This window comes from Ochrobactrum sp. RH2CCR150, assembly GCA_014138095.1.
Taxonomy (GTDB): domain Bacteria; phylum Pseudomonadota; class Alphaproteobacteria; order Rhizobiales; family Rhizobiaceae; genus Brucella; species Brucella gambitense.
Genome location: JACGXE010000002.1, coordinates 676,082 through 696,187, shown reverse-complemented (window position 1 = coordinate 696,187; position 20,106 = coordinate 676,082). Strand labels below are relative to the sequence as shown.

Genomic DNA, 20,106 nt, shown 5'->3' with positions numbered 1-20,106 from the left:
CTGAGCCTGATATTCCAATGATTTGAAAAGACTGATGTTTATGCTTTCGCGTCGATACCCAGTCGCGACTCAATATCTTCCAGTGATTCCTTGACGAAGAACGTTTGGTCAGCGCTCATGGTTAGAATGCGCGTGCCGGTGCCATAGGCATTGTAAGACAGAACGTGGTTGAAATTGATTGCGAGTTTTTCGCCACTCACATCCGTCAGCATGATCCACATAATGGCCCTCCTCCTCTGAAAATCTGGTTGTTTCTAGAAGGATAGGCGCGCCGGACTGTTCGGCAACCGAGGGCGCGTTAAAGCGTGGCGCGCATTCGCACTTTTTCGACGGCGCGACCCATGCTGACAGAAGATTCTTCGCCCCGCCACTCGATGCGAAAGCCCATTTTCTCATAGAGACCAATTGCTGGAAGATTATCGGCATGCGTGCCGATCGTTGCGGCATCGAAACCGTCGAGCAGAATTTGCGCCATCAGCGCATCAATAATGCGCCCACCGATGCCCTGCCCATGAAAAGGCGGATCGATCCAGAGATCAGCAATATAGTTGCTGCCGGGAACTCGTGCGCCCCAGCCGAGGATTTTCCCGTTTGCTTCCGCTACAAGAACGCCATCGGCATTTTCATGCAGATAACCAAGGAAGTTAGCTTCCAGTTCTGCACGATTCTGATCGCTTAACGGACCTATCTTGGCCGGAATTTCCCATGCCCTGACCGCAAGAGCGGCCATGGAAACAAATTCGCCGGGGAAGCCCCGGCGAGTTGAAGTATCTACTCTTACCACCATTTGGCCGGGGTAAAGCGTCCGGCAGCCTGCTCAATGGCATGGGCTGCCTGAAACAGCGTTTCTTCCTCGAACGGGCGACCGATCAACTGAAGGCCGAGCGGCAGACCGTGCTCGTTAATACCGGCAGGCACTGCAATGCCCGGAAGACCGGCCATGTTTACCGTCACGGTGAAGATGTCATTGAGGTACATCTTGACAGGATCGTTGGCGAGATCTTCGTCAGCAAGGCCGAAAGCTGCCGACGGTGTCGCAGGCGTCAGGATTGCGTGCACGCCCTTGGCGAAAACGTCCTCAAAATCCTTCTTGATCAGCGTGCGGACTTTCTGGGCGCGCAGATAATAGGCGTCGTAATAGCCAGCCGACAGCACATAAGTGCCAATGACGATACGGCGCTTCACTTCCTTGCCGAAGCCGGCGGCGCGGGTCTGTTCATACATGTCGGCAATGTCCTTGCCGGGTACGCGCAGGCCATAGCGCACGCCATCATAACGCGCGAGATTGGACGAAGCTTCCGCCGGCGCGACAATGTAATAGGCAGGCAGCGCGTATTTCGTGTGCGGCAGCGAAATATCGACGATTTCAGCGCCGGCATCCTTCAGATACTGAATGCCCTTCTGCCACAATTCTTCGATTTCGCCCGGCATGCCATCGACGCGATATTCCCGCGGAATACCGATCTTGATGCCTTTCAGTGACTTGCCGATGGCTGCTTCGTAATCCGGCACCGGCAGATCAACCGACGTGGTGTCCTTTAGATCAAGCGAGGCCATGGACTTCAGCAGGATAGCGGCGTCACGCACGTCGCGCGCAATCGGACCAGCCTGATCGAGCGAAGAGGCGAAGGCAACCGTGCCCCAACGCGAGACGCGGCCATAGGTCGGCTTGATACCGACCGTACCGGTGAACGCAGCAGGCTGGCGGATCGAGCCGCCCGTATCGGTTGCAGTTGCGCCAGCGCAAAGCTGCGCGGCGACGGCCGCAGCCGAACCACCGGACGAACCGCCCGGCACGAGATCGGCATTCGAGCCCTTGGCGCGCCATGGGTTCTTCACGGGGCCGTAATAGGAGCTTTCATTGGACGAGCCCATGGCAAATTCGTCCATATTGAGCTTGCCCAGCATGACCGCGCCGTCTGCCCACAGATTGGCGGTAACGGTCGATTCATATTCCGGCTTGAAGCCATCGAGAATATGCGAGCACGCCTGCGTATGCACGCCTTTGGTCGCAAACAGATCCTTCACGCCAAGCGGAATGCCTTCCAGCGTGCCTGCTTCGCCCTTGGCAATGCGCTCATCCGAGGCCTTGGCCATGGAACGCGCCTGATCGTGCGTAACCGTCACATAGGCATTGATGGCTTCATTGGCGGTGTCGATAGCGGCAAGATAGGCATCGGTCAGCTCGGTCGCGGTGATGGCCTTGGCCTTCAGCTTGTCGCGCGCTTCGGCAATGGTCAGTGCGGTCAGTTCGCTCATCGTCAAATCCTGTCAGTGCGCCTCAACGAGACGCTTTTCAAAAAAGGCGCTGTATTCGGAGTCCGGATAGTCCAGAACCACACCGCAGCGCGTAAAACCCGAATTCTCATAAAGCCGCCAGGCACCGGCAAAACCGGGGCCAGTTCCGGTTTCAAGCACAAGGCGCGAAACATTCTTCGCATTGGCCAGCCCGACAATCGCATCAACGAGAGCGGAACCCACGCGTTTGCCGCGCACTTCCGGACGGGTGAACATGCGCTTCAGTTCGCCAGTGCCGTCTTCATGCATCTTCAAGGCGCCGCAACCGACGGCCTTGCCGTCTTCATCGCGCGCCACGAAAACCGTCGTGTCCGGCTCTGCCATCTGCTCGACCGTCATCTTGAACTGGAATTCCAGCGGTGACAGCGGCAACATATGCGCGTTGAGGTGTTCCACCAGATCGCGCACATCGTCTTGCAACGGGGTCTCGATCGAAACCCGAATGGCCATGATTTACTCCACGACCTTGGGAACGACGAAGAAATTGTCTTCGGTGACCGGCGCATTGGCGACAACAGCGTCGGCGATGCCGCCATCGGTCACCTTGTCGTCACGCAGACGCATATTCATCGGCGTCACCGAGGTCATCGGCTCGACGCCATCGACATTGACTTCGTTCAATTGCTCAACAAAGCCCAGAATTGCATTGAGTTCACCGGTCATGCGCTCGGCATCGTCTTCACTGACGGCGATACGCGCGAGATGCGCGACGCGTTTGACGGTGGAAATATCGACGGACATTCTGTTCTCCGCAAATGCTAGATCAGGGCGGCGAACCGCCAGCCTGAAGGTTCTTTGCTACGGCTATAACGGCGCGATTGTTGAAGCGCAACATTTCTTGCACTTCAACGGGGTTTAGAAGCTGTGAACGGTGCCCGCAGGATGTGCCAGAACCTTCGTGCCCGGATGGTCGGCCATGCCAGCAATGAACTTGTCTGCCGTCTGGTCGATCATTGGGAACGAGCCGTAATGGCATGGCAGTACAGTCTTGAAATTGAAGTATCGCTGGCAGGCCAGCGCCGCCACTGCACCGCCCATGGTGAATCGGTCGCCAACCGGCACGATGCCGATTTCAGGCTGATGCAACTCGTTAATGAGCGCCATGTCGGAGAAAATATCTGTATCGCCCATGTGATAAAGCGTTGGGTCGTTCTCGAAATGGAACACCAGACCATTCGGGTTGCCGAGCGCCTGCGAGACGCCGTTTTCTGTCAGAAATGCCGAGGAATGCAACGCGTTGACAAAAGTGACCGAGAAACTGTCATGCGACTGCGTACCGCCCGTATTGCCCATCTCTAGTTTCTCGACGCCCTGCGTGCTGAGCCAGCTTGCCAGATCGGCATTGGCGATGACAGTTGCGCCATGTTCCTTCGCGATGGCAACAGTGTCGCCGATATGGTCGCCATGACCATGGGTCAATGCGATATGGGTGACGCCCTTGGTCGCTTCCTTGAAGTCGATGCCCTTTGCACCGGGATTTCCGTTCAGGAACGGATCGATGAGGATGACCGCTTGTGCTGTTTCAATGCGAAAGGCGGCGTGGCCGAGCCAGGTCAGTTTCATGTAGATTCTCCTTCGATCTCGATTTCCGGGTTGAGAACAGATATGACGCCCATAACGTTGAAAGCAATATGACGAGACTTCAAATTCCGATGAGGACTTATGGCTATCGTTGAAATCGAAGAAATCCCGGCACTGCTTAAGCCCGGACAGACGATTGCCGGATTGGATCTTGGGACCAAGACCATCGGGCTTGCTGTTTCGGACCTCGGCTTTTCCTTTGCGAATCCACGTCCCGTCATAAAACGGGTGAAATTCACGCTGGATGCGCAGGCGCTGTTGAAGGCGCTGGCGGTGGATAAAGTGGGCGTGATCGTGATCGGCTTGCCGATGAATATGGACGGCACCTCCGGTCCGCGCGTTCAGGCGACCCGGGCTTTCGTGCGCACCATGCAACCGCTTACCGACCTGCCTTTCGTGTTCTGGGACGAAAGACTGTCCACCGTTGCCGCCGAGCGCGCCCTGATTGGCATGGACGTCTCGCGTGGCAAGCGGGCCGAACGCATCGATTCGGCAGCCGCCGCGTTTATCCTGCAAGGCGCGCTTGACCGCCTGCATCTGATCAGGCGGTCGGAAGCCGACGATGATTACGACGCTGGATAAAGCTGGTCGAGAATGCGCAGCGCGTCATGACGTGCATCCAGCATGCCATAGGTGCTGCGCCACTGACCGCCAAGGCGCGTTTCGATGAAAGCGTCGGCGATGTCGTCCGCGCCCAGCTGACGCAATTCCGCAGCAGCGGCTGCATAGCCAAGCTGCTCCGTCAGAAGACGCGCAACGCCCTGATCCGTTTCCGTGAGCTGTAGAGCGGCGCGTAGCACGTCGATGGTGCCCTGCCCGCGTGGGCCAAGCTGGCCACCGATCCATTCCAGCACTTCATCAAACAGGCCGGGCGCACGCGACAACACACGCGCCACATCCAGCGCCATGACATTGCCGGAGCCTTCCCAGATCGCATTGACCGGTGCTTCGCGATAGGCGCGCGCCAGATTGCCCTCTTCGATATAGCCATTGCCACCAAGGCACTCCATGGCTTCGTAAAGCAGCGCAGGCGCAATCTTGCATACCCAATATTTGACCACCGGCGTCATGCAGCGGGCGAAAGCTGCCTCGGCGCGGTCGCTGGCGGCCATATCGAAGGCACGGGCAAGGCGCATGGAAAGTGCGGTCGCTCCCGCAACATCCAGCGCCATGTCTGCCAGAACACGGCTCATCAAAGGCTGTTCGATCAGCGGCTTGCCGAAGACCTCGCGATGACGGCAATGGTGCACGGCTTCGGCCAGACCGGAGCGCATCAGTCCTGCCGACGCAACCGCGCAATCGAGCCGCGTCAGCGTCACCATGTCCATGATGGTTTTCACGCCCTCGCCCGGACTGCCGATCAGGTGGCCGATAGCGCCATCGAATTCGACTTCCGAAGAGGCGTTGGACTTGTTGCCGAGCTTGTCCTTGAGACGCTGGAAGGCAAAGCCATTGCCTTTACCTTCCGCTGTGAGGCGCGGAACCAGAAAACAGGAAAGCTGCTCATCAACTTGCGCCAGAACCAGAAATGCATCCGACATTGGCGCAGACATGAACCATTTATGCCCGGTGATCGTATAGGTGCCATCCTCATTGACTGTCGCGCGGGTGGTGTTGGTACGCACATCCGTGCCACCCTGCTTTTCCGTCATGCCCATGCCCAGCGTAACACCGTTTTTACTCAGCGCAGGCTTTTGCGAGAAGTCGTATTTGCGCGACATAACCGCAGGCGACCATTCCTTGTAGATATCCGGCGCGCCCATCACTGCCGCAAGAGATGCACTTGTCATTGTGAGCGGGCAAAGGTGCCCTGCCTCAAGCTGCGCCGTCAGATAGAAACGCGCTGCACGCGCCTGATGGCGACGGCCGGTTTCCGCCGGATTATCCTCCCAAATCGAGCAATGCAGGCCATGCGCGATCGACCGGCGCATGAGCGCGTGATAGGCGGGGTGGTATTCGACGATATCGATCCGGTTGCCCTGCCGGTCATGCGTGCGCAGCTTTGGCAGTTCGGTATTGGCCAGCCGCGCCAGATCCTGCGCTTCTGCCGACAGCACAAAACGCCCCGTCTGTTCCAGCTCATTATGAAGCTCTTTTGGAAAACGAGCCGCAATCTGCATCAGAAGCGGATCGGCCAGATATGCATTGGTGCCTGCCATGGATGGCGTCTGGTTCGTGACTTCGTGCGTTTTCAAAAGCTCATTCCGTGCTGTTCGTTTGGGGGTAACTTAGTCCTCTTGCATCCAATTTGCTAAGAATTTGCCTCCCTTTCCCGAATTTGTTGCCGGGACGGCACAGGTTTTTCTTGGGGAATCGGCATATGCCGTTATAAGGACGGTTGCGGGACCTCCCTCATGGTCCTATACGGGTGACTTGCCATGATAAAAGAACCGGTCTCTCCGCTTTTCCCTCACCGCCACCTGCTTGGCATCAAGGGGCTATCGCCCCTGGACATTCTCTGCCTTCTTGATCTTGCAGATCAGGAAATCGCCGTATCCCGGCAGCCAGAGAAGAAAAAGTCCGTGCTGCGCGGTCGCACGCAAATCAATCTTTTCTTCGAAGCATCGACGCGAACGCAATCGTCGTTCGAACTGGCCGGCAAACGGCTCGGTGCCGACGTGATGAACATGTCGGTCGGCAATTCGTCGGTCAAGAAGGGCGAAACGCTCATCGATACGGCGATGACGCTGAACGCGATGCAACCGGATATTCTGGTCATCCGTCACGCCTCTGCCGGTGCTGCCGCCCTGCTCGCGCAGAAAGTCGGCTGCTCGGTCGTCAATGCGGGCGATGGCGCGCATGAACACCCCACGCAGGCCCTGCTCGATGCGCTGACAATCCGTCGCGCCAAAGGCCAGATCGAAAACCTGATTGTCGCCATTTGCGGCGATGTACTCCACTCCCGCGTGGCACGCTCCAACATTCTGCTTCTTAATGCACTCGGCGCACGCGTTCGCGTCGTCGCTCCATCCACGCTTCTGCCTTCCGGCATGGCGGATATGAGCGTTGAAGTCTTCAACTCGATGGAAGAAGGCCTGAAAGGTGCCGACGTGGTCATGATGCTGCGCTTGCAGCGTGAGCGCATGGCCGGATCCTTCGTGCCTTCCGTGCGCGAATATTTCCGTTTCTACGGCCTTGATAAGGAGAAACTGAAACATGCCAAGCCTGATGCACTCGTGATGCATCCCGGCCCGATGAACCGTGGCGTTGAAATCGCCTCCGATGTCGCCGATGGCCCGCAGAGTGTGATCCAGCAGCAGGTGGAAATGGGCGTCGCCGTGCGCATGGCGGTGATGGAAGCACTGCTCGATCCGCGCCGTAATCCAAGCAATGGAGAAGCAGCATGAGCGCGGTTCTGTTTGAAAATGCGCGCATCGTCGATCCGTCGCGTGGTCTCGATGAGGTCGGCAGTGTGCTGATCCGCGACGGCAAGATCATTGCCGCCGGAGCGGATGCCCGCAATCAGGGCGCACCGGAAGGTGCTGAAATCATCGATCTGGACGGCAAGGCTGTTCTCCCCGGTCTGGTCGACTCGCGGGTGTTTATAGGTGAGCCGGGCGCAGAGCATCGTGAAACCATTGCATCGGCCAGCCGCGCTGCCGCAGCTGGTGGTGTCACCTCGATCATCATGATGCCGGATACCGATCCGGTTATCGACGATGTGGCATTGGTGGAGTTCGTCAAGCGGACTGCGCGCGATACAGCCGTCGTCAATGTGCACCCGGCTGCTGCCATCACTAAGGGGCTGCACGGCGAAGAAATGACCGAAATCGGTCTGCTCCGCGATGCAGGCGCTGTCGCCTTCACCGAAGGTCGCCAGACGATTGCGAATACGCAGCTGATGCGCCGCGCGCTGACCTATTCCCGCGACTTCAATGCGGTCATCGCCTGCGAAACCCGCGATCCTTATCTCGGCGCAACCGGCGTGATGAATGAGGGTCTGTTCGCGAGCTGGCTCGGCCTGTCTGGAAGCCCGCGTGAAGCCGAAGTCATCCCGCTGGAGCGCGATTTGCGCCTCGCTGCGCTGACCAACAGCAATTATCACGCAGCGCAGCTTTCTTGCGCCATGTCGGCAGATGCCATGCGCCGCGCCAAGGACCTTGGCGCAAAGGTAACGGCTGGCGTATCGATCAATCACCTGTCGCTCAATGAAAACGACATTGGTGAGTTCCGCACCTTCTTCCGCCTGTCGCCGCCGCTGCGCAGCGAACAGGACCGGCTTGCCATGGTCGAGGCGGTCAAGAACGGCACAATCGATATTGTCGTCTCCGCCCATGACCCGCAGGACGTGGACACCAAGCGCCTGCCTTTCGCGGATGCAGAAGCCGGAGCCATTGGTCTGGAAACGCTTCTGGGCGCGGCCCTTCGCCTTTATCACAACGACAGCATTCCGCTGCTGCGTCTGGTTGAGGTGCTCTCTACCGCTCCGGCAAAGATTTTTGGTCTGGATGCAGGCACGCTCAAGCCGGGTGCTTCGGCTGATCTTACAATCGTCGATCTCGATGAACCGTGGATTGTGCGTGAGGAAGACCTGCACTCGCTTTCAAAGAACAGCTGTTTTGAAAGCGCCCGCTTCCAGGGCCGCGTGGTCCGCACTATAGTCGCCGGCAAGACCGTGTATTCGGCATAAGAATCCATGGTCCCGAAAGGGGGAAATCTTTTCGGGACCAGGGATAAAAATAAAAGCCAGAGGGAATCTATATGGCCGAAACCGGTTTCTTTAATCTCGTGCACGTCGCGACACTTATTTTCGGCTATCTCCTCGGTTCCATTCCTTTCGGGCTTATCCTGACCCGTCTGGCGGGCTTGGGTGATGTGCGCTCCATCGGCTCGGGCAATATCGGCGCAACCAATGTGCTGCGCACTGGTAACAAGAAGCTCGCCGCAGCGACGCTCATCCTTGATGCGCTGAAAGGGACCTTTGCGGTGCTGATCGCGTGGCGTTATGGTGAGGCAGCCGCCATTGCCGCCGGTTTTGGCGCGTTTATCGGCCATCTCTTTCCGGTGTGGATCGGCTTCAAGGGTGGCAAAGGCGTTGCAACCTATCTCGGCATTCTGATCGGCTTAGCATGGCCTGGCGCATTGATCTTTGCTGCGGTCTGGATTGTGACCGCAATCGTCACGCGCTACTCGTCACTCTCCGCCCTTCTCGCCAGTGTTATCGTGCCGATCAGCCTTTATTTCAAAGGTGACCACGCGATTGCAGGTCTGTTCGCGGTGCTAACAGTGATCATCTTCTTCAAGCATCACGCCAATATAAAGCGGCTTCTGAACGGCACTGAAAGCCGTATCGGAGCCAAGGGGTGATGGAGGGCGCGAATTCGAAAACCGGAATTCGCCTTTCAGATCGCCAGAGATTGAACTGGCTGCGCCTTATTCGCACTGACAATATCGGAGCGGTTACCTTTCGCGACCTTATCCTGTTTTGCGGCTCTGCCGCCAATGCGCTGGAGCGACTGCCCGATCTCAACATCCGGGGCGGCAGCACCAGACCGCTGCGCATTTTGCCGATGGAAGATGCCGAGCGTGAGCTGGAGGCAATTGAGCGCCATGGTGCGCGCCTCGTCGGCATGGGCGAACCGGATTATCCGCAGCAGCTGAAGAACTGCGAAGCGCCGCCGCCTTTGGTGATCATCAATGGCAGCGAAAAAGTGTTTCGCAAGCCGCCCGTTGCCATCGTCGGTTCACGCAATGCGTCTGTTGCTGGTGCGCGCTTTACGGAAAAGCTGGCTCGCGATCTCGGGGATGCAGGCTTTGCCGTGATTTCCGGCTTGGCGCGAGGCATTGACGCCGCCGCGCACAAAGCCAGCATGACAAGCGGCACGGTCGCCGTGCTGGCCGGAGGGCTGGACCGCCCCTACCCGCCCGAAAACCTGCCGCTCTATCGCGCAATCCCGGAACATGACGGCGCTCTGATCACGGAAATGCCGATGGGCGCAGAACCGCGCTCCCGCGATTTTCCGCGCCGCAATCGCATCATTGCCGGGCTTTCGCTCGGCCTGATCGTCGTTGAGGCAGCGGAACGCTCCGGTTCCCTTATCAGCGCGCGCATGGCGGGCGAACTGGGCCGCACGGTCTTTGCCGTGCCCGGCTCACCGCTCGACCCACGCGCCCGCGGCACCAATGCGCTTCTTAAACAGGGCGCAACACTGGTCACAGGCGTCGAAGATGTGATCGAGGCGCTCAATCCGATCTTGCGACCGCAAGACCTTTTTGCCGCCGATCTTCCACTAGCTGACGGTAACCATCAACTGGAAGAGCCTCTGGACGAGATGCCAGCGCTTATGACGGATGAGGAGCGATACCGTATTGTAGACGTTCTCGGTCCAAGTCCTGTCGATATCGATAGTCTTGTCCGCCACACCGGCATCGGCGCCAGTCAGGTCCAGCTTATTTTGCTGGAGCTTGATCTGGCCGGGCGCCTTGTGCGCTACCCCGGCAACCAGATCGCCCTCCTCCCCGAAGGGTGATCTGTGACCCGTCTATGCCTTTAATGATTTCGCTTCCCCTCGATCAGATCCTTCGCCTCTTCCGAAGCCATTTGAATCATGTAAGTCAATAAAGGGTTGTCTGTCTTTTTCGCCAGTTTCCCCAGTTCTCCGAGCATCTGTTCTATATATATGAGAGTTTCAGGATTATCTTCACGACGTTGCTTCATGCTGCCCCCAACAAATAAGCAAGTTGCTTTATTAGAAAATCACTATGCAAATTATGAACGTTCCGACCATATTTGACTGCGAATCTATCAAAAGTTACATATCTGGCAATCACTATTTATAGTTGTATTTAGCGATTTTTTGTCTCGTCCTCTTGACCAAACGCCGCCCTCTGTTCATGTGGAAGGCAACTATTGTGACGCGGTTGGGAGGCAAAATGCCTCTGCGGGGCGCGAATCTGGGCTGTTTTAAATGAACGTCGTCGTTGTCGAATCGCCTGCGAAGGCGAAAACTATCAATAAATATCTGGGCTCGAACTATAAGGTTCTGGCTTCGTTTGGTCACGTGCGAGACTTGCCAGCCAAGGACGGCTCGGTGCGTCCGGACGAAGATTTCGCCATGTCGTGGGAAGTGGATGGCAATTCCTCCAAGCGACTATCAGATATCGTCAAAGCGCTGAAAGACAGCGACGGCCTCATTCTCGCAACCGATCCGGATCGCGAAGGTGAAGCCATCTCCTGGCACGTGCTGGAAGTGCTCAATCAGAAAAAGGCGCTGAAGGGCAAGACGGTCAAGCGCGTGGCGTTCAACGCCATCACCAAGAAGGCCGTGCTCGACGCCATCGCCAATCCGCGCGATATCGATGAGCCGCTGGTGGATGCCTATCTTGCGCGTCGTGCACTCGACTATCTTTTCGGTTTCACGCTGTCGCCGGTTCTGTGGCGCAAGCTGCCCGGCGCACGTTCGGCTGGTCGCGTGCAGTCGGTCGCGCTGCGCCTCGTCGCCGATCGTGAGTCGGAGATCGAGCGCTTCATTCGCGAAGAATACTGGAACATAGCTGCCCTTTTGAAGACGCCGCGCAATGACGGCTTCACGGCGCGCCTGACCGCCGTGGACGGCAAGAAGCTCGGCAAGCTCGACATCAAGAATGGCGAACAGGCAACCGGCATCCGCACCATGCTGGAAGGCGCAAGCTTCAAGGCCATTTCGGTCGAGGCCAAGCCGACCAAGCGCAATCCCGGCCCGCCTTTCACCACCTCGACCCTGCAGCAGGCCGCTTCCGGCCAGCTCGGTTTCTCGGCATCGCGCACCATGCAGGTGGCGCAGCGCCTTTATGAAGGCGTGGACATCGGCGGCGAAACTGCCGGTCTGATCACCTATATGCGTACCGATGGCGTGCAGATGGCCCCGGAGGCCATTACCGCAGCGCGTCAGGCTATTGGCGAAACATTCGGCGCGAAATATGTGCCGGAAAAGCCGCGCTATTATTCCAGCAAGGCCAAGAACGCCCAGGAAGCGCACGAAGCCATTCGTCCGACCGAGTTTTCGCGTCATCCGAAGGAAGTGCGCCGCTATCTCGATGAAGATCAGGCACGGCTTTATGAGCTGATCTGGAAGCGCGCAATCGCCAGCCAGATGCAGGCTGCAGATATCGAACGCACCACGGCGGATATCGAAGCTGTCAACGGCTCACGCTCGGCAATGCTGCGCGCCAACGGCTCGGTGACGAAGTTCGACGGCTTCCTTGCAGCCTATATGGATCATCGCGAGGAAGAGGAAGACGACGAGGATAGCGCCAAGCTGCCGGAGATTCGCAGCGGCGAAACACTGGCACGCGAAAAGATCGATGCGACCCAGCACTCGACCGAACCGCCGCCGCGTTATTCGGAAGCCTCGCTGATCAAGAAGATGGAAGAGCTGGGCATCGGTCGTCCTTCGACCTATGCCGCCACGCTCGCCACGCTGCGCGATCGCGAATATATCAGCATGGACAAGCGCAAGCTGATCCCTGAGCCAAAAGGCCGTCTGGTCACGGCTTTCCTTGAAAGCTTCTTCGACCGTTATGTCGAGTATGATTTCACGGCGAGCCTTGAAGAAAAGCTCGATCTTATTTCCGACGGCAAGCTGTCGTGGAAAGATGTGCTGCGTGATTTCTGGCGCGATTTCTCCGGCTCGGTCGATGACATCAAGGAACTGCGCGTTACCAATGTTCTCGATGCGCTGAACGAAGAACTGGCTCCGCTGGCTTTCCCGGCCCGCGAGGACGGAAGCGATCCGCGTTCGTGCCCAACCTGCGGCACCGGCATCCTGTCGCTGAAACTCGGCAAGTACGGCGCATTTGTTGGTTGCTCCAACTATCCGGAGTGCAAATTTACGCGTCAGCTGGGCGGCGAAGCCAATGGCGAGGCCGCGGCAGCCGACGAACCGAAGTCGCTCGGCAAAGATCCCTTCACGGGTGAGGAAATCACTGCGCGGACGGGCCGTTTCGGTCCCTATATCCAGCGCGGTGACGGCAAGGAAGCCAAGCGCGCCAGCCTGCCAAAGGGCTGGACGCTGGATACGGTCGACCATGAAAAGGCTGTCGCCTTGCTGTCGCTACCGCGTGATGTCGGCCAGCATCCGGAAACCGGAAAGATGATTTCGGCGGGCATCGGTCGTTATGGACCTTATGTCAGCCATGACGGCACATTCGCCAATCTGGAAAATGCCGAGGAAGTCTTCTCGGTCGGGCTCAATCGCGCCGTTTCGGTGCTTGCGGACAAGCAGTCCAAGGGCGGTCGCGGGCGTTCGACGCCGGCAGCGCTGGCAACGCTTGGCGACCATCCGGACGGCGGTTCGATCACCGTGCGTGACGGACGCTATGGTCCTTATGTGAACTGGGGCAAGGTCAATGCGACTTTGCCGAAGGGCAAGGACCCGGCAAGTGTTACGCTGGAAGAAGCGCTGGCGCTGATCACTGAAAAGGCTGGCTCATTCAAGGGCAAGAAGGCTCCTGCCCGCAAATCCGCAGCCAGCACTGAAAAGAAAGCCGCTGCCAAGAAACCGGCAGCAAAGAAAGCTCCCGCAAAGGCAAAAGCCCCATCGAAGGCTAAGAAGGCCGCAGCGGCAGAGGAGTAACAATTGGCACGTCGTTTTCCTAAACCCGATTCCGGTCGATCCGCGCGGACCGAACGGCGTGCAGCACAGGCGAAATCGGAGGCGCATGCGGGCGATCCGCATGCTTTTCTGCCGACGCGTGAGGAAGTCCTCAAATATATCGAGGAGAATCCTGACCGCGCCGGAAAGCGCGAACTCGCCAAGGCTTTCAACATCAAGGGCGATGCACGGGTCTATCTGAAAGACCTGTTGCGCGAACTGGCCGATGACGGTCTGGTCGAAAAACGCGCACGCAAGCTGTCACGTCCGGGCTCGCTGCCAAGCGTCACCGTACTGGACGTCACGGGACGCGATGATGATGGCGGGCTGCTGGCCCGTCCCGCCGAATGGGACGAAGCCGCCTATGGCAAGCCGCCCGTGGTGTTGGTGCGCCGCACGCGGCTCAACAAGGAGTCCGACGGTGGTCCGGCAGTCGGGGTCGGCGACCGCGTTCTGGCAAAGATTTTCCGCAACGAAGACCGCGACGGCCCGGATTATACTGCCCGCGTGATGAAGCGGCTGGAACACCGCGCCAATGCGGTGCTGGGCGTCGTGCGCAAGCTTGGCAATGACGAATGGCGGCTGGAGCCTGTGGACCGCAAACAGGCCGAGGTGCAGCTTGATCCCGCTCAACTGGAAAATGCCGAGAGCGGTGATCTGGTGGAAGTCGAGCTGACCTCGTCGCGCCGTCAGGGATTGCCGCGCGGCAAGGTCCGGCAGGTGGTCGGTTCCATCGATAGCGAAAAGGCGCTGTCGATGATTGCCATTCATGAGCACGAAATCCCGCATGTTTTCCCGGATGAAGTGATCCGCGAATCTGAAGACGCCAAACCGGCGACGCTGGATGGCCGCGAAGACTGGCGCGCTGTGCCCCTTCTGACCATCGATCCGGCGGACGCCAAGGATCACGACGACGCGGTCTATGCGGAGCCGGATACCGATCCGGAAAACCCCGGTGGCCAGATTGTCATCGTGGCGATTGCCGACGTGGCGGCCTATATTCGGCCCGGTTCGGCACTCGACCGCGAAGCCTTGAAGCGCGGCAATTCGGTTTATTTCCCGGATCGCGTTGTACCGATGCTGCCGGAGCGTATATCGAACAATCTCTGTTCGTTGCGAGAACTGGAAGACCGCCCAGCGCTGGCTGTGCGTATGATCTTTGCAGCTGACGGTCGCAAGAAATCGCACAAATTCCATCGCATCATGATGCGCTCTGCCGCCAAGCTTGCCTATGGTCAGGCCCAAGCGGCAATCGACGGCGCCACGGATGATAAGACGGCACCAATCCTCGATAGCGTGCTGAAGCCGCTGTGGGCCGCCTATGCTGTCTTGAAACGCGGTCGCGACGCGCGCGAACCGCTGGAACTCGATCTGCCTGAAAAGAAAATCCTGCTGACGCCGGATGGCAAGGTGGACAAGGTGATCGTGCCTGAGCGTCTCGATGCGCATAAGCTCATCGAAGAATTCATGATTCAGGCGAATGTCGCGGCAGCTGAAACGCTGGAAGATCATCGCCAGCCATTGATCTTCCGTATTCACGATGAGCCTGCGCTGGCCAAGCAGGAAAGTCTGCGCGAGTTTCTGCGTACGCTTGACCTCAACCTCGCCAAGGGCGGGCCGCTGCAGCCATCGCAGTTCAACCGTATTCTGATGGCTGTTGATGACACGGATCATCAGGATCTGGTCAATCAGATCGTGCTGCGCACGCAGAGCCAGGCCATTTACAGCCCCGAAAATATCGGACATTTCGGGTTGCATCTGCGCCGCTACGCGCATTTCACCTCGCCGATCCGCCGTTATGCCGACCTTATCGTGCATCGTGCTCTTATCAAGGCGCTGCGGCTTGGCAAGGATGGCATCACCACCGACGAGGAAGCGCGTCTTGAAGAGATCTCTGCGCTGATCTCCTCCACTGAGCGCCGCGCCATGCTGGCCGAGCGCGAAACCGTTGATCGGTTGATCGCCCATTTCCTCGCTTCGCATCTCGGTGACGAGTATGAAGGCCGCGTAACGGGCGTTACCCGAGCCGGTCTTTTCGTGAACCTTGCGACATATGGCGCGGATGGGCTGGTGCCCATTTCAACTTTGGGTCATGAATACTATTTATATGACGAAGCCAACCATGCGATTGCCGGAGAACGAAGCGGAAAAGGCTTCCGCCTCGGTGATACGGTCACGGTCAGGCTGGTCGAGGCGCTCCCTGTTGCGGGCGCGCTTCGTTTTGAGATGGTATCGGAACCGCATCCCCTGCCGATGTCGACGCGCTCGCATCACAAGGCAAGCAGGACGGTGCGTGGACGAAAGGGTAAGCCTTCGGGCATCCCACGTCACAAGAAGAGAGGTCGGTAATGAGCACGCTTGAGGCCAATTCCGCGCAGAACGTTCAGGTTTTCGGTGGCGAAGCCAGCAGTAAAGCCCATCCCAAGCGTCCGCTTGGTGAAGCCATGTGGCGCGGTTTCCGCTGCCGCTGCCCGCATTGCGGCGAAGGCAAGCTTTTCCGCGCCTTCGTGAAGCCGGTCGCCAAGTGCTCCGTATGCGACGAAGATTTTACTGAACAGCGCGCCGACGATCTTCCGGCCTATCTGACGATCCTGATTGTCGGCCACATCGTTGTCGGCGCTTTCATGGGTGTGGAAGCCACGACCAATCTGCCGCTCTGGGCGCATATGGCAATCTGGGCGCCGCTGACGATTATCTTGTCGCTCATCCTGCTCCAGCCGCTCAAAGGGGCAACCATCGGCCTGCAATGGGCGCTATATATGCATGGTTTCGGGGGTAAGGGCGAAGGCGAATACGGTGACGTGACCTGATCCGGCTATCATGACCGTGACAGTTTCTGCTCCCCCGTTCGAACAGAAGAAAAAGGTACTGCGCCCGCGCGACGCAGCCTCGCTGCTTTTGATTGACCGCTCAACAGACACGCCGCGCGTGTTGATGGGCAAGCGCCATCATAGTCTCGCTTTCATGCCGGGAAAATTCGTATTCCCGGGCGGTCGCGCCGATTCGATTGATGGCGCGATTACAGCTGCAAACGAACTCAGCCACGACGACACACTGAAACTTCTGGACGGCATGGGCTCTCGCCCATCCATGCGCCGCGCCCGCGCGCTTGGGCTTTGCGCCATTCGCGAGACATTCGAGGAAACCGGATTGCGCGTGGCCTATCCGGTCGTTGATGATTCTTCCGCTGAACCACCGCACGGCCTTCCGGCCAATCATCAGGACTGGCGGGCTTTTCTTGGTCAAGGTGCGCTGCCTGCGCTGTCGAGCCTGCGCTATTTCGCGCGTGCCGTAACGCCGCCTGAACATGTCCGCCGATTCGATACCCGCTTCTTCATTGCGTTTTGCGACAGCCTGCCGGAATTCGGCAAACAACAGCTTGCACCAAGTGGTGAACTGGAGAATCTCGACTGGGTATCGATTGATGACGTGACCAAACTCGACGTCGCTCTCATCACCCAGATCATTCTGAAAGAAGCAAAAAGCCTTCTGGCTGAAACACGCCTTGATTTGCCTGCTGCCCTCCCGGTGGTGCAATACCGTATGCGGCACGGCCGCTTTGTCCGTGAAGTGATCTGAACTGATGAATAAAGAAATTCCAGCAACCGACCGTGCTTCTGCGAAAACAAGTGCGGCAGGTGGGAAAGACGCTCTTCCGCAGGAAGGCCAGATGCACTGGCGCTCGCTAGCCGCCGCCATCGGGACCATCAGTGCGGTGGGCGCAGCTATCGGGCTGGGCATTCCGCTTCTAAGCGTGCTGCTGGAAGCTCGTGGTCATTCGGCAAGCCTTATCGGCGCCAATACGGCTGTTGCAGGCCTTGCCTCCATCGCCGCCGCTCCCCTCGCTGCGCCCATTGCCGCAAGGCTTGGTGTGGTCAGGGCCATCTTCCTGATGCTCATCATCGGTGGCGTTGCATTTCTCGGCTTTCATTTTCTCAAGCCGCTCTGGGCGTGGTTTGCACTGCGCATTGTGCTGCATTTTGCGTTGACGGTGCTATTCGTCCTGTCTGAATATTGGATCAATGCCTCGGCACCTCCGGAAAAACGGGGGCTGGTGCTCGGAATCTATTCCACATCTCTGTCGCTCGGTTTTGCGCTGGGGCCGTGGCTTTTCTCGAAAATCGGCAGTGCCGGCGGCCTGCCGTTCTTCGTCGGATTCGCGATCATCATGGTGGCGCTCATCCCCGTGACGATTGCCTGGCGCGACAGCCCCGATTTTGAGGAAGGCGAGCATGTTCCCTTCCTGCCGTTCATTTTTGCCGTACCGACCGCGACGATGGCAGTCTTCGTCTTTGGCGCAGTGGAAACGGGCGGCTTTGCGCTGTTCCCTGTCTTCGGCGCACGGATCGGCTATCCGGAAGCAGACGCTGCGCTTCTGCTGACAATGATCGGCCTCGGCAATGTGCTGCTGCAAATTCCGCTCGGGATTATCAGCGACAAGATTCCGGACCGGCGTAAACTTCTGCTGTTTTGCGCGGTCACGGGCCTGATCGGCATGATCGCTCTGCCCTATCTGATGAACCAGTGGTATCTGATGGCAGGCGTCTTGTTCTTATGGGGTGGCGTCGTGGCTGGCCTTTATACGGTAGGCCTTGCCCATCTCGGCTCGGAACTGACTGGCCGCGAACTGGCATCGGCCAATGCCGCCTTCGTGTTTTGCTATGCAATTGGCATGCTGGCGGGCCCGCAGGCCGTGGGTGTCGGCATGGATGCATTCGGCCCGGCAGGTTTTTCGTGGACGCTTGGCATATTTTTTGCCGCATATGCGATCTTTGCAGCAGGAAGACTGCTTTTCAGAAAGAAGCGGTCTTGACTTTTCGGCCCCAATCCGTAGTTATGCGGCGAATTTCCGCTGCCGGGTGAATTGCCGGAATCGCTGGCGGTTACCATCCATAGAGTATGACCCCGGAGAATGGGAACCCGATAAGCGGGTCCGGTTTCCGAAAAGGTGATGCTCCGGCAAAGTTAAAGAGCAGGTATTTCGATATGGCCAAGGCTACGACGATCAAGATCAAGCTTTTGTCGACCGCTGACACCGGCTTCTTCTACGTTACGAAGAAGAACAGCCGCACGATGACGGAAAAGATGACAAAGACCAAGTACGACCCGATTGCGCGCAAGCACGTCGACTTCAAGGAAACGAAGATCAAGTAATTCGTTTCCCGTGTTGCCCTTGTGGTGACCGGAATCAAAAAAGCCGTCTCTTACGAGACGGCTTTTTGTTTTTGATCCGTCGTTTATCAAAACACTCAGGCAGCAGAAGCGACGACGCGATTCCGCCCATTCTTCTTGGCAAGATAAAGCGCGGCATCGGTTCTGTCGAAAAGCGCTTCGACGCTGTCGCCGATCAGGCGCAAGCCTGCCAGACCAACGCTGATCGTCATATTGACCTTGTGACGCCCGCTGGCGACAGAGAACGGCATTGCCTCCACAGAGGTGCGGATTCGCTCAGCAACGGCTGCTCCGGCCTGCAAATCGGTATCTGGCAGGACGACGATGAACTCTTCACCGCCATAGCGGCACATCAGGTCCATGCCTCGGATATTCTTGCGAAGGCGCGAGGCGAATTCGCGCAGAACGTCGTCACCTGCATCGTGCCCATACTGATCGTTGACACGCTTGAAATAATCGAAGTCGATCATGATGACCGTCAGCGGACGTTCCCGGCCTGTCGCGCGGCTATAAAGCACCGGCATATGCGTATCGAGATAACGGCGATTGTGCAGGCCCGTGAGGTCGTCGGTAACGGCCATGGTAATGGAGCGGTTCAGGCTTTGCCGCAACAGATCGTTGTAGCACTTGCGCTTGATCTGCGTGCGCAGCCGGGCAAAAAGCTCCAGCTTCTCCAGCGGGCGCATCAGATAGTCGTTGACGCCAAGTTCCAGCGCACGAACGACGAGCGCGCCCTCATCTTCCCGCACGATCAGGATGATCGGCACCAGTCGGGTGCGCTCGATGGTGCGCAGTTGCGAACACAAACGCAGCGGATCGTAATAGGTGAAAGCCGCTGACACGACGATACTGTCATAATCCGCCTCGATCGCCTTGATCAGAGCACTATTGGCGTCATTGGCAATATCAACGCGGTAGGTCTCGCTCAAAATCAGACGCAAGCGCGCTGCTGCCGTTTCATCTTCATCCACGATGAGAATACGCGCAGCGTCCTGCAGGTTTGGACCTGAGCCGGAAACCTTGGCAGACAGCAGCGCCTCAACCTCCGCATCGGCTATGCTGTTGCTGCGCTGAAACAGTTCGTCCGACACCAGCTTCAGGCGGGCGAGGCTTTTCACGCGCGACATCAAGTGAAGATCGTTGACCGGCTTGGACAGAAAATCATCCGCACCAGCCTCCAGCCCGCGAATCTTGTCTTCCGGGCGGTCAAGCGACGTCACCATCACGACAGGAATATTGGAGGTGCGCGGGTCGTCCTTCAGCTTGCGGCAAACTTCGAAGCCATCCATGCCCGGCATGAGAACATCGAGCAAGACCACATCAATCTGCCCACCCAGACAGATTTCGAACGCATCCGAGCCGTTATAAGCACTGACGACTTCATAATATTCGGCGAGAAGCCGCGCTTCCAGAAGCTTCACATTGGAAGCCACATCATCGACGACGAGAATTCTGGCAGTCATGATCCCCCTCGCCTGGTCGA

At 58.0% G+C, this 20,106-nt stretch carries 20 protein-coding genes; 11 read left to right on the top strand and 9 right to left on the bottom strand.

Annotated features, from left to right (window positions below; genetic code table 11):
• Positions 1-38: 38 nt before the first annotated feature.
• The 6 genes from FHW03_RS06890 to FHW03_RS06865 form a co-directional block, all read right to left on the bottom strand.
• Positions 39-221, bottom strand: a complete 183-nt coding sequence (locus FHW03_RS06890) for a hypothetical protein (protein WP_078336968.1) — start codon at positions 219-221, stop codon at positions 39-41.
• A gap of 77 nt (positions 222-298) precedes the next feature.
• Positions 299-730 (bottom strand): GNAT family N-acetyltransferase, encoded by a 432-nt coding sequence (locus tag FHW03_RS06885; RefSeq protein ID WP_377514294.1) that lies wholly within the window; start codon positions 728-730, stop codon positions 299-301.
• Positions 731-777: 47 nt separating this feature from the next.
• Positions 778-2,259: an Asp-tRNA(Asn)/Glu-tRNA(Gln) amidotransferase subunit GatA gene (gene gatA / locus FHW03_RS06880; protein WP_182519937.1), complete on the bottom strand. Its 1,482-nt coding sequence runs from the start codon at positions 2,257-2,259 to the stop codon at positions 778-780.
• Between the two features lie 12 nt (positions 2,260-2,271).
• Complete coding sequence (locus FHW03_RS06875) at positions 2,272-2,748, bottom strand: GNAT family N-acetyltransferase (RefSeq protein WP_182519936.1); 477 nt, start codon at positions 2,746-2,748, stop codon at positions 2,272-2,274.
• Positions 2,749-2,751: 3 nt separating this feature from the next.
• Entirely contained in the window at positions 2,752-3,039 is a 288-nt protein-coding gene (gene gatC, locus FHW03_RS06870) for an Asp-tRNA(Asn)/Glu-tRNA(Gln) amidotransferase subunit GatC (RefSeq protein ID WP_078336964.1), read from the bottom strand.
• Between the two features lie 114 nt (positions 3,040-3,153).
• Positions 3,154-3,861, bottom strand: coding sequence for a metal-dependent hydrolase (locus tag FHW03_RS06865; RefSeq protein WP_182519935.1), 708 nt, complete (start codon positions 3,859-3,861; stop codon positions 3,154-3,156).
• Positions 3,862-3,960: 99 nt separating this feature from the next.
• On the opposite strand from FHW03_RS06865, the gene ruvX reads away from it, so the two are divergent.
• The gene (gene ruvX, locus FHW03_RS06860) at positions 3,961-4,461 is read left to right on the top strand and encodes a Holliday junction resolvase RuvX (protein WP_182519934.1); all 501 of its coding nucleotides are present in this window, start codon (positions 3,961-3,963) and stop codon (positions 4,459-4,461) included.
• Here the strand turns inward: ruvX and FHW03_RS06855 are convergent.
• The gene (locus FHW03_RS06855) at positions 4,446-6,074 is read right to left on the bottom strand and encodes an acyl-CoA dehydrogenase family protein (protein ID WP_182519933.1); all 1,629 of its coding nucleotides are present in this window, start codon (positions 6,072-6,074) and stop codon (positions 4,446-4,448) included. The genes ruvX and FHW03_RS06855 overlap by 16 nt on opposite strands.
• Before the next feature lie 183 nt (positions 6,075-6,257).
• Here FHW03_RS06855 and FHW03_RS06850 point away from each other — a divergent pair, with 183 nt between their 5' ends.
• From FHW03_RS06850 to dprA, 4 genes are all read left to right on the top strand, one after another.
• Entirely contained in the window at positions 6,258-7,226 is a 969-nt protein-coding gene (locus tag FHW03_RS06850) for an aspartate carbamoyltransferase catalytic subunit (protein ID WP_182519932.1), read from the top strand.
• Positions 7,223-8,509 carry a dihydroorotase gene (locus FHW03_RS06845; RefSeq protein WP_182519931.1) on the top strand — a complete coding sequence of 429 codons (1,287 nt, stop codon included), beginning with the start codon at positions 7,223-7,225 and terminating at the stop codon, positions 8,507-8,509. Before FHW03_RS06850 ends, FHW03_RS06845 begins: the two co-directional genes overlap by 4 nt.
• 71 nt (positions 8,510-8,580) lie before the next feature.
• Complete coding sequence (gene plsY, locus FHW03_RS06840) at positions 8,581-9,186, top strand: glycerol-3-phosphate 1-O-acyltransferase PlsY (protein ID WP_182519930.1); 606 nt, start codon at positions 8,581-8,583, stop codon at positions 9,184-9,186.
• Positions 9,183-10,349, top strand: coding sequence for a DNA-processing protein DprA (gene dprA / locus FHW03_RS06835; RefSeq protein WP_182519929.1), 1,167 nt, complete (start codon positions 9,183-9,185; stop codon positions 10,347-10,349). The genes plsY and dprA overlap by 4 nt, the downstream gene beginning before the upstream one ends.
• Before the next feature lie 20 nt (positions 10,350-10,369).
• Here the strand turns inward: dprA and FHW03_RS06830 are convergent, their stop codons facing one another.
• A complete protein-coding gene (locus FHW03_RS06830) occupies positions 10,370-10,537 on the bottom strand; it encodes a hypothetical protein (protein WP_182519928.1) in 168 nt (55 codons plus the stop codon).
• A gap of 250 nt (positions 10,538-10,787) precedes the next feature.
• Between FHW03_RS06830 and topA the strand changes: the two genes are divergently transcribed.
• The 6 genes from topA (at position 10,788) to rpmG (ending at position 18,605) form a co-directional block, all read left to right on the top strand.
• A complete protein-coding gene (topA, locus tag FHW03_RS06825) occupies positions 10,788-13,433 on the top strand; it encodes a type I DNA topoisomerase (protein WP_182519927.1) in 2,646 nt (881 codons plus the stop codon).
• 3 nt (positions 13,434-13,436) lie between these two features.
• Entirely contained in the window at positions 13,437-15,800 is a 2,364-nt protein-coding gene (gene rnr, locus FHW03_RS06820) for a ribonuclease R (RefSeq protein ID WP_182519926.1), read from the top strand.
• Entirely contained in the window at positions 15,800-16,261 is a 462-nt protein-coding gene (locus tag FHW03_RS06815; protein ID WP_182519925.1) for a DUF983 domain-containing protein, read from the top strand. Before rnr ends, FHW03_RS06815 begins: the two co-directional genes overlap by 1 nt.
• 10 nt (positions 16,262-16,271) lie before the next feature.
• Entirely contained in the window at positions 16,272-17,030 is a 759-nt protein-coding gene (locus FHW03_RS06810; protein ID WP_182519924.1) for an NUDIX hydrolase, read from the top strand.
• Between the two features lie 91 nt (positions 17,031-17,121).
• Positions 17,122-18,264 carry an MFS transporter gene (locus FHW03_RS06805; RefSeq protein WP_182520073.1) on the top strand — a complete coding sequence of 381 codons (1,143 nt, stop codon included), beginning with the start codon at positions 17,122-17,124 and terminating at the stop codon, positions 18,262-18,264.
• Between the two features lie 173 nt (positions 18,265-18,437).
• Entirely contained in the window at positions 18,438-18,605 is a 168-nt protein-coding gene (gene rpmG, locus FHW03_RS06800) for a 50S ribosomal protein L33 (protein WP_007878621.1), read from the top strand.
• Between the two features lie 95 nt (positions 18,606-18,700).
• Here the strand turns inward: rpmG and FHW03_RS06795 are convergent, their stop codons facing one another.
• A complete protein-coding gene (locus FHW03_RS06795; protein WP_182519923.1) occupies positions 18,701-20,086 on the bottom strand; it encodes a PleD family two-component system response regulator in 1,386 nt (461 codons plus the stop codon).
• Between the last annotated feature and the right edge of the window lie 20 nt (positions 20,087-20,106).

Excerpts from the sequence above, each read along its gene's own strand:
- FHW03_RS06890 (WP_078336968.1), bottom strand. The coding sequence starts at position 221 with ATGTGGATCATGCTGACGGATGTGAGTGGCGAAAAACTCGCAATCAAT.
- FHW03_RS06885 (WP_377514294.1), bottom strand. The coding sequence starts at position 730 with ATGGCCGCTCTTGCGGTCAGGGCATGGGAAATTCCGGCCAAGATAGGT.
- gatA (WP_182519937.1), bottom strand. The coding sequence starts at position 2,259 with ATGAGCGAACTGACCGCACTGACCATTGCCGAAGCGCGCGACAAGCTG.
- FHW03_RS06875 (WP_182519936.1), bottom strand. The coding sequence starts at position 2,748 with ATGGCCATTCGGGTTTCGATCGAGACCCCGTTGCAAGACGATGTGCGC.
- gatC (WP_078336964.1), bottom strand. The coding sequence starts at position 3,039 with ATGTCCGTCGATATTTCCACCGTCAAACGCGTCGCGCATCTCGCGCGT.
- FHW03_RS06865 (WP_182519935.1), bottom strand. The coding sequence starts at position 3,861 with ATGAAACTGACCTGGCTCGGCCACGCCGCCTTTCGCATTGAAACAGCA.
- ruvX (WP_182519934.1), top strand. The coding sequence starts at position 3,961 with ATGGCTATCGTTGAAATCGAAGAAATCCCGGCACTGCTTAAGCCCGGA.
- FHW03_RS06850 (WP_182519932.1), top strand. The coding sequence starts at position 6,258 with ATGATAAAAGAACCGGTCTCTCCGCTTTTCCCTCACCGCCACCTGCTT.
- FHW03_RS06845 (WP_182519931.1), top strand. The coding sequence starts at position 7,223 with ATGAGCGCGGTTCTGTTTGAAAATGCGCGCATCGTCGATCCGTCGCGT.
- plsY (WP_182519930.1), top strand. The coding sequence starts at position 8,581 with ATGGCCGAAACCGGTTTCTTTAATCTCGTGCACGTCGCGACACTTATT.
- FHW03_RS06830 (WP_182519928.1), bottom strand. The coding sequence starts at position 10,537 with ATGAAGCAACGTCGTGAAGATAATCCTGAAACTCTCATATATATAGAA.
- topA (WP_182519927.1), top strand. The coding sequence starts at position 10,788 with ATGAACGTCGTCGTTGTCGAATCGCCTGCGAAGGCGAAAACTATCAAT.
- FHW03_RS06815 (WP_182519925.1), top strand. The coding sequence starts at position 15,800 with ATGAGCACGCTTGAGGCCAATTCCGCGCAGAACGTTCAGGTTTTCGGT.
- FHW03_RS06810 (WP_182519924.1), top strand. The coding sequence starts at position 16,272 with ATGACCGTGACAGTTTCTGCTCCCCCGTTCGAACAGAAGAAAAAGGTA.
- FHW03_RS06805 (WP_182520073.1), top strand. The coding sequence starts at position 17,122 with ATGCACTGGCGCTCGCTAGCCGCCGCCATCGGGACCATCAGTGCGGTG.
- rpmG (WP_007878621.1), top strand. The coding sequence starts at position 18,438 with ATGGCCAAGGCTACGACGATCAAGATCAAGCTTTTGTCGACCGCTGAC.
- FHW03_RS06795 (WP_182519923.1), bottom strand. The coding sequence starts at position 20,086 with ATGACTGCCAGAATTCTCGTCGTCGATGATGTGGCTTCCAATGTGAAG.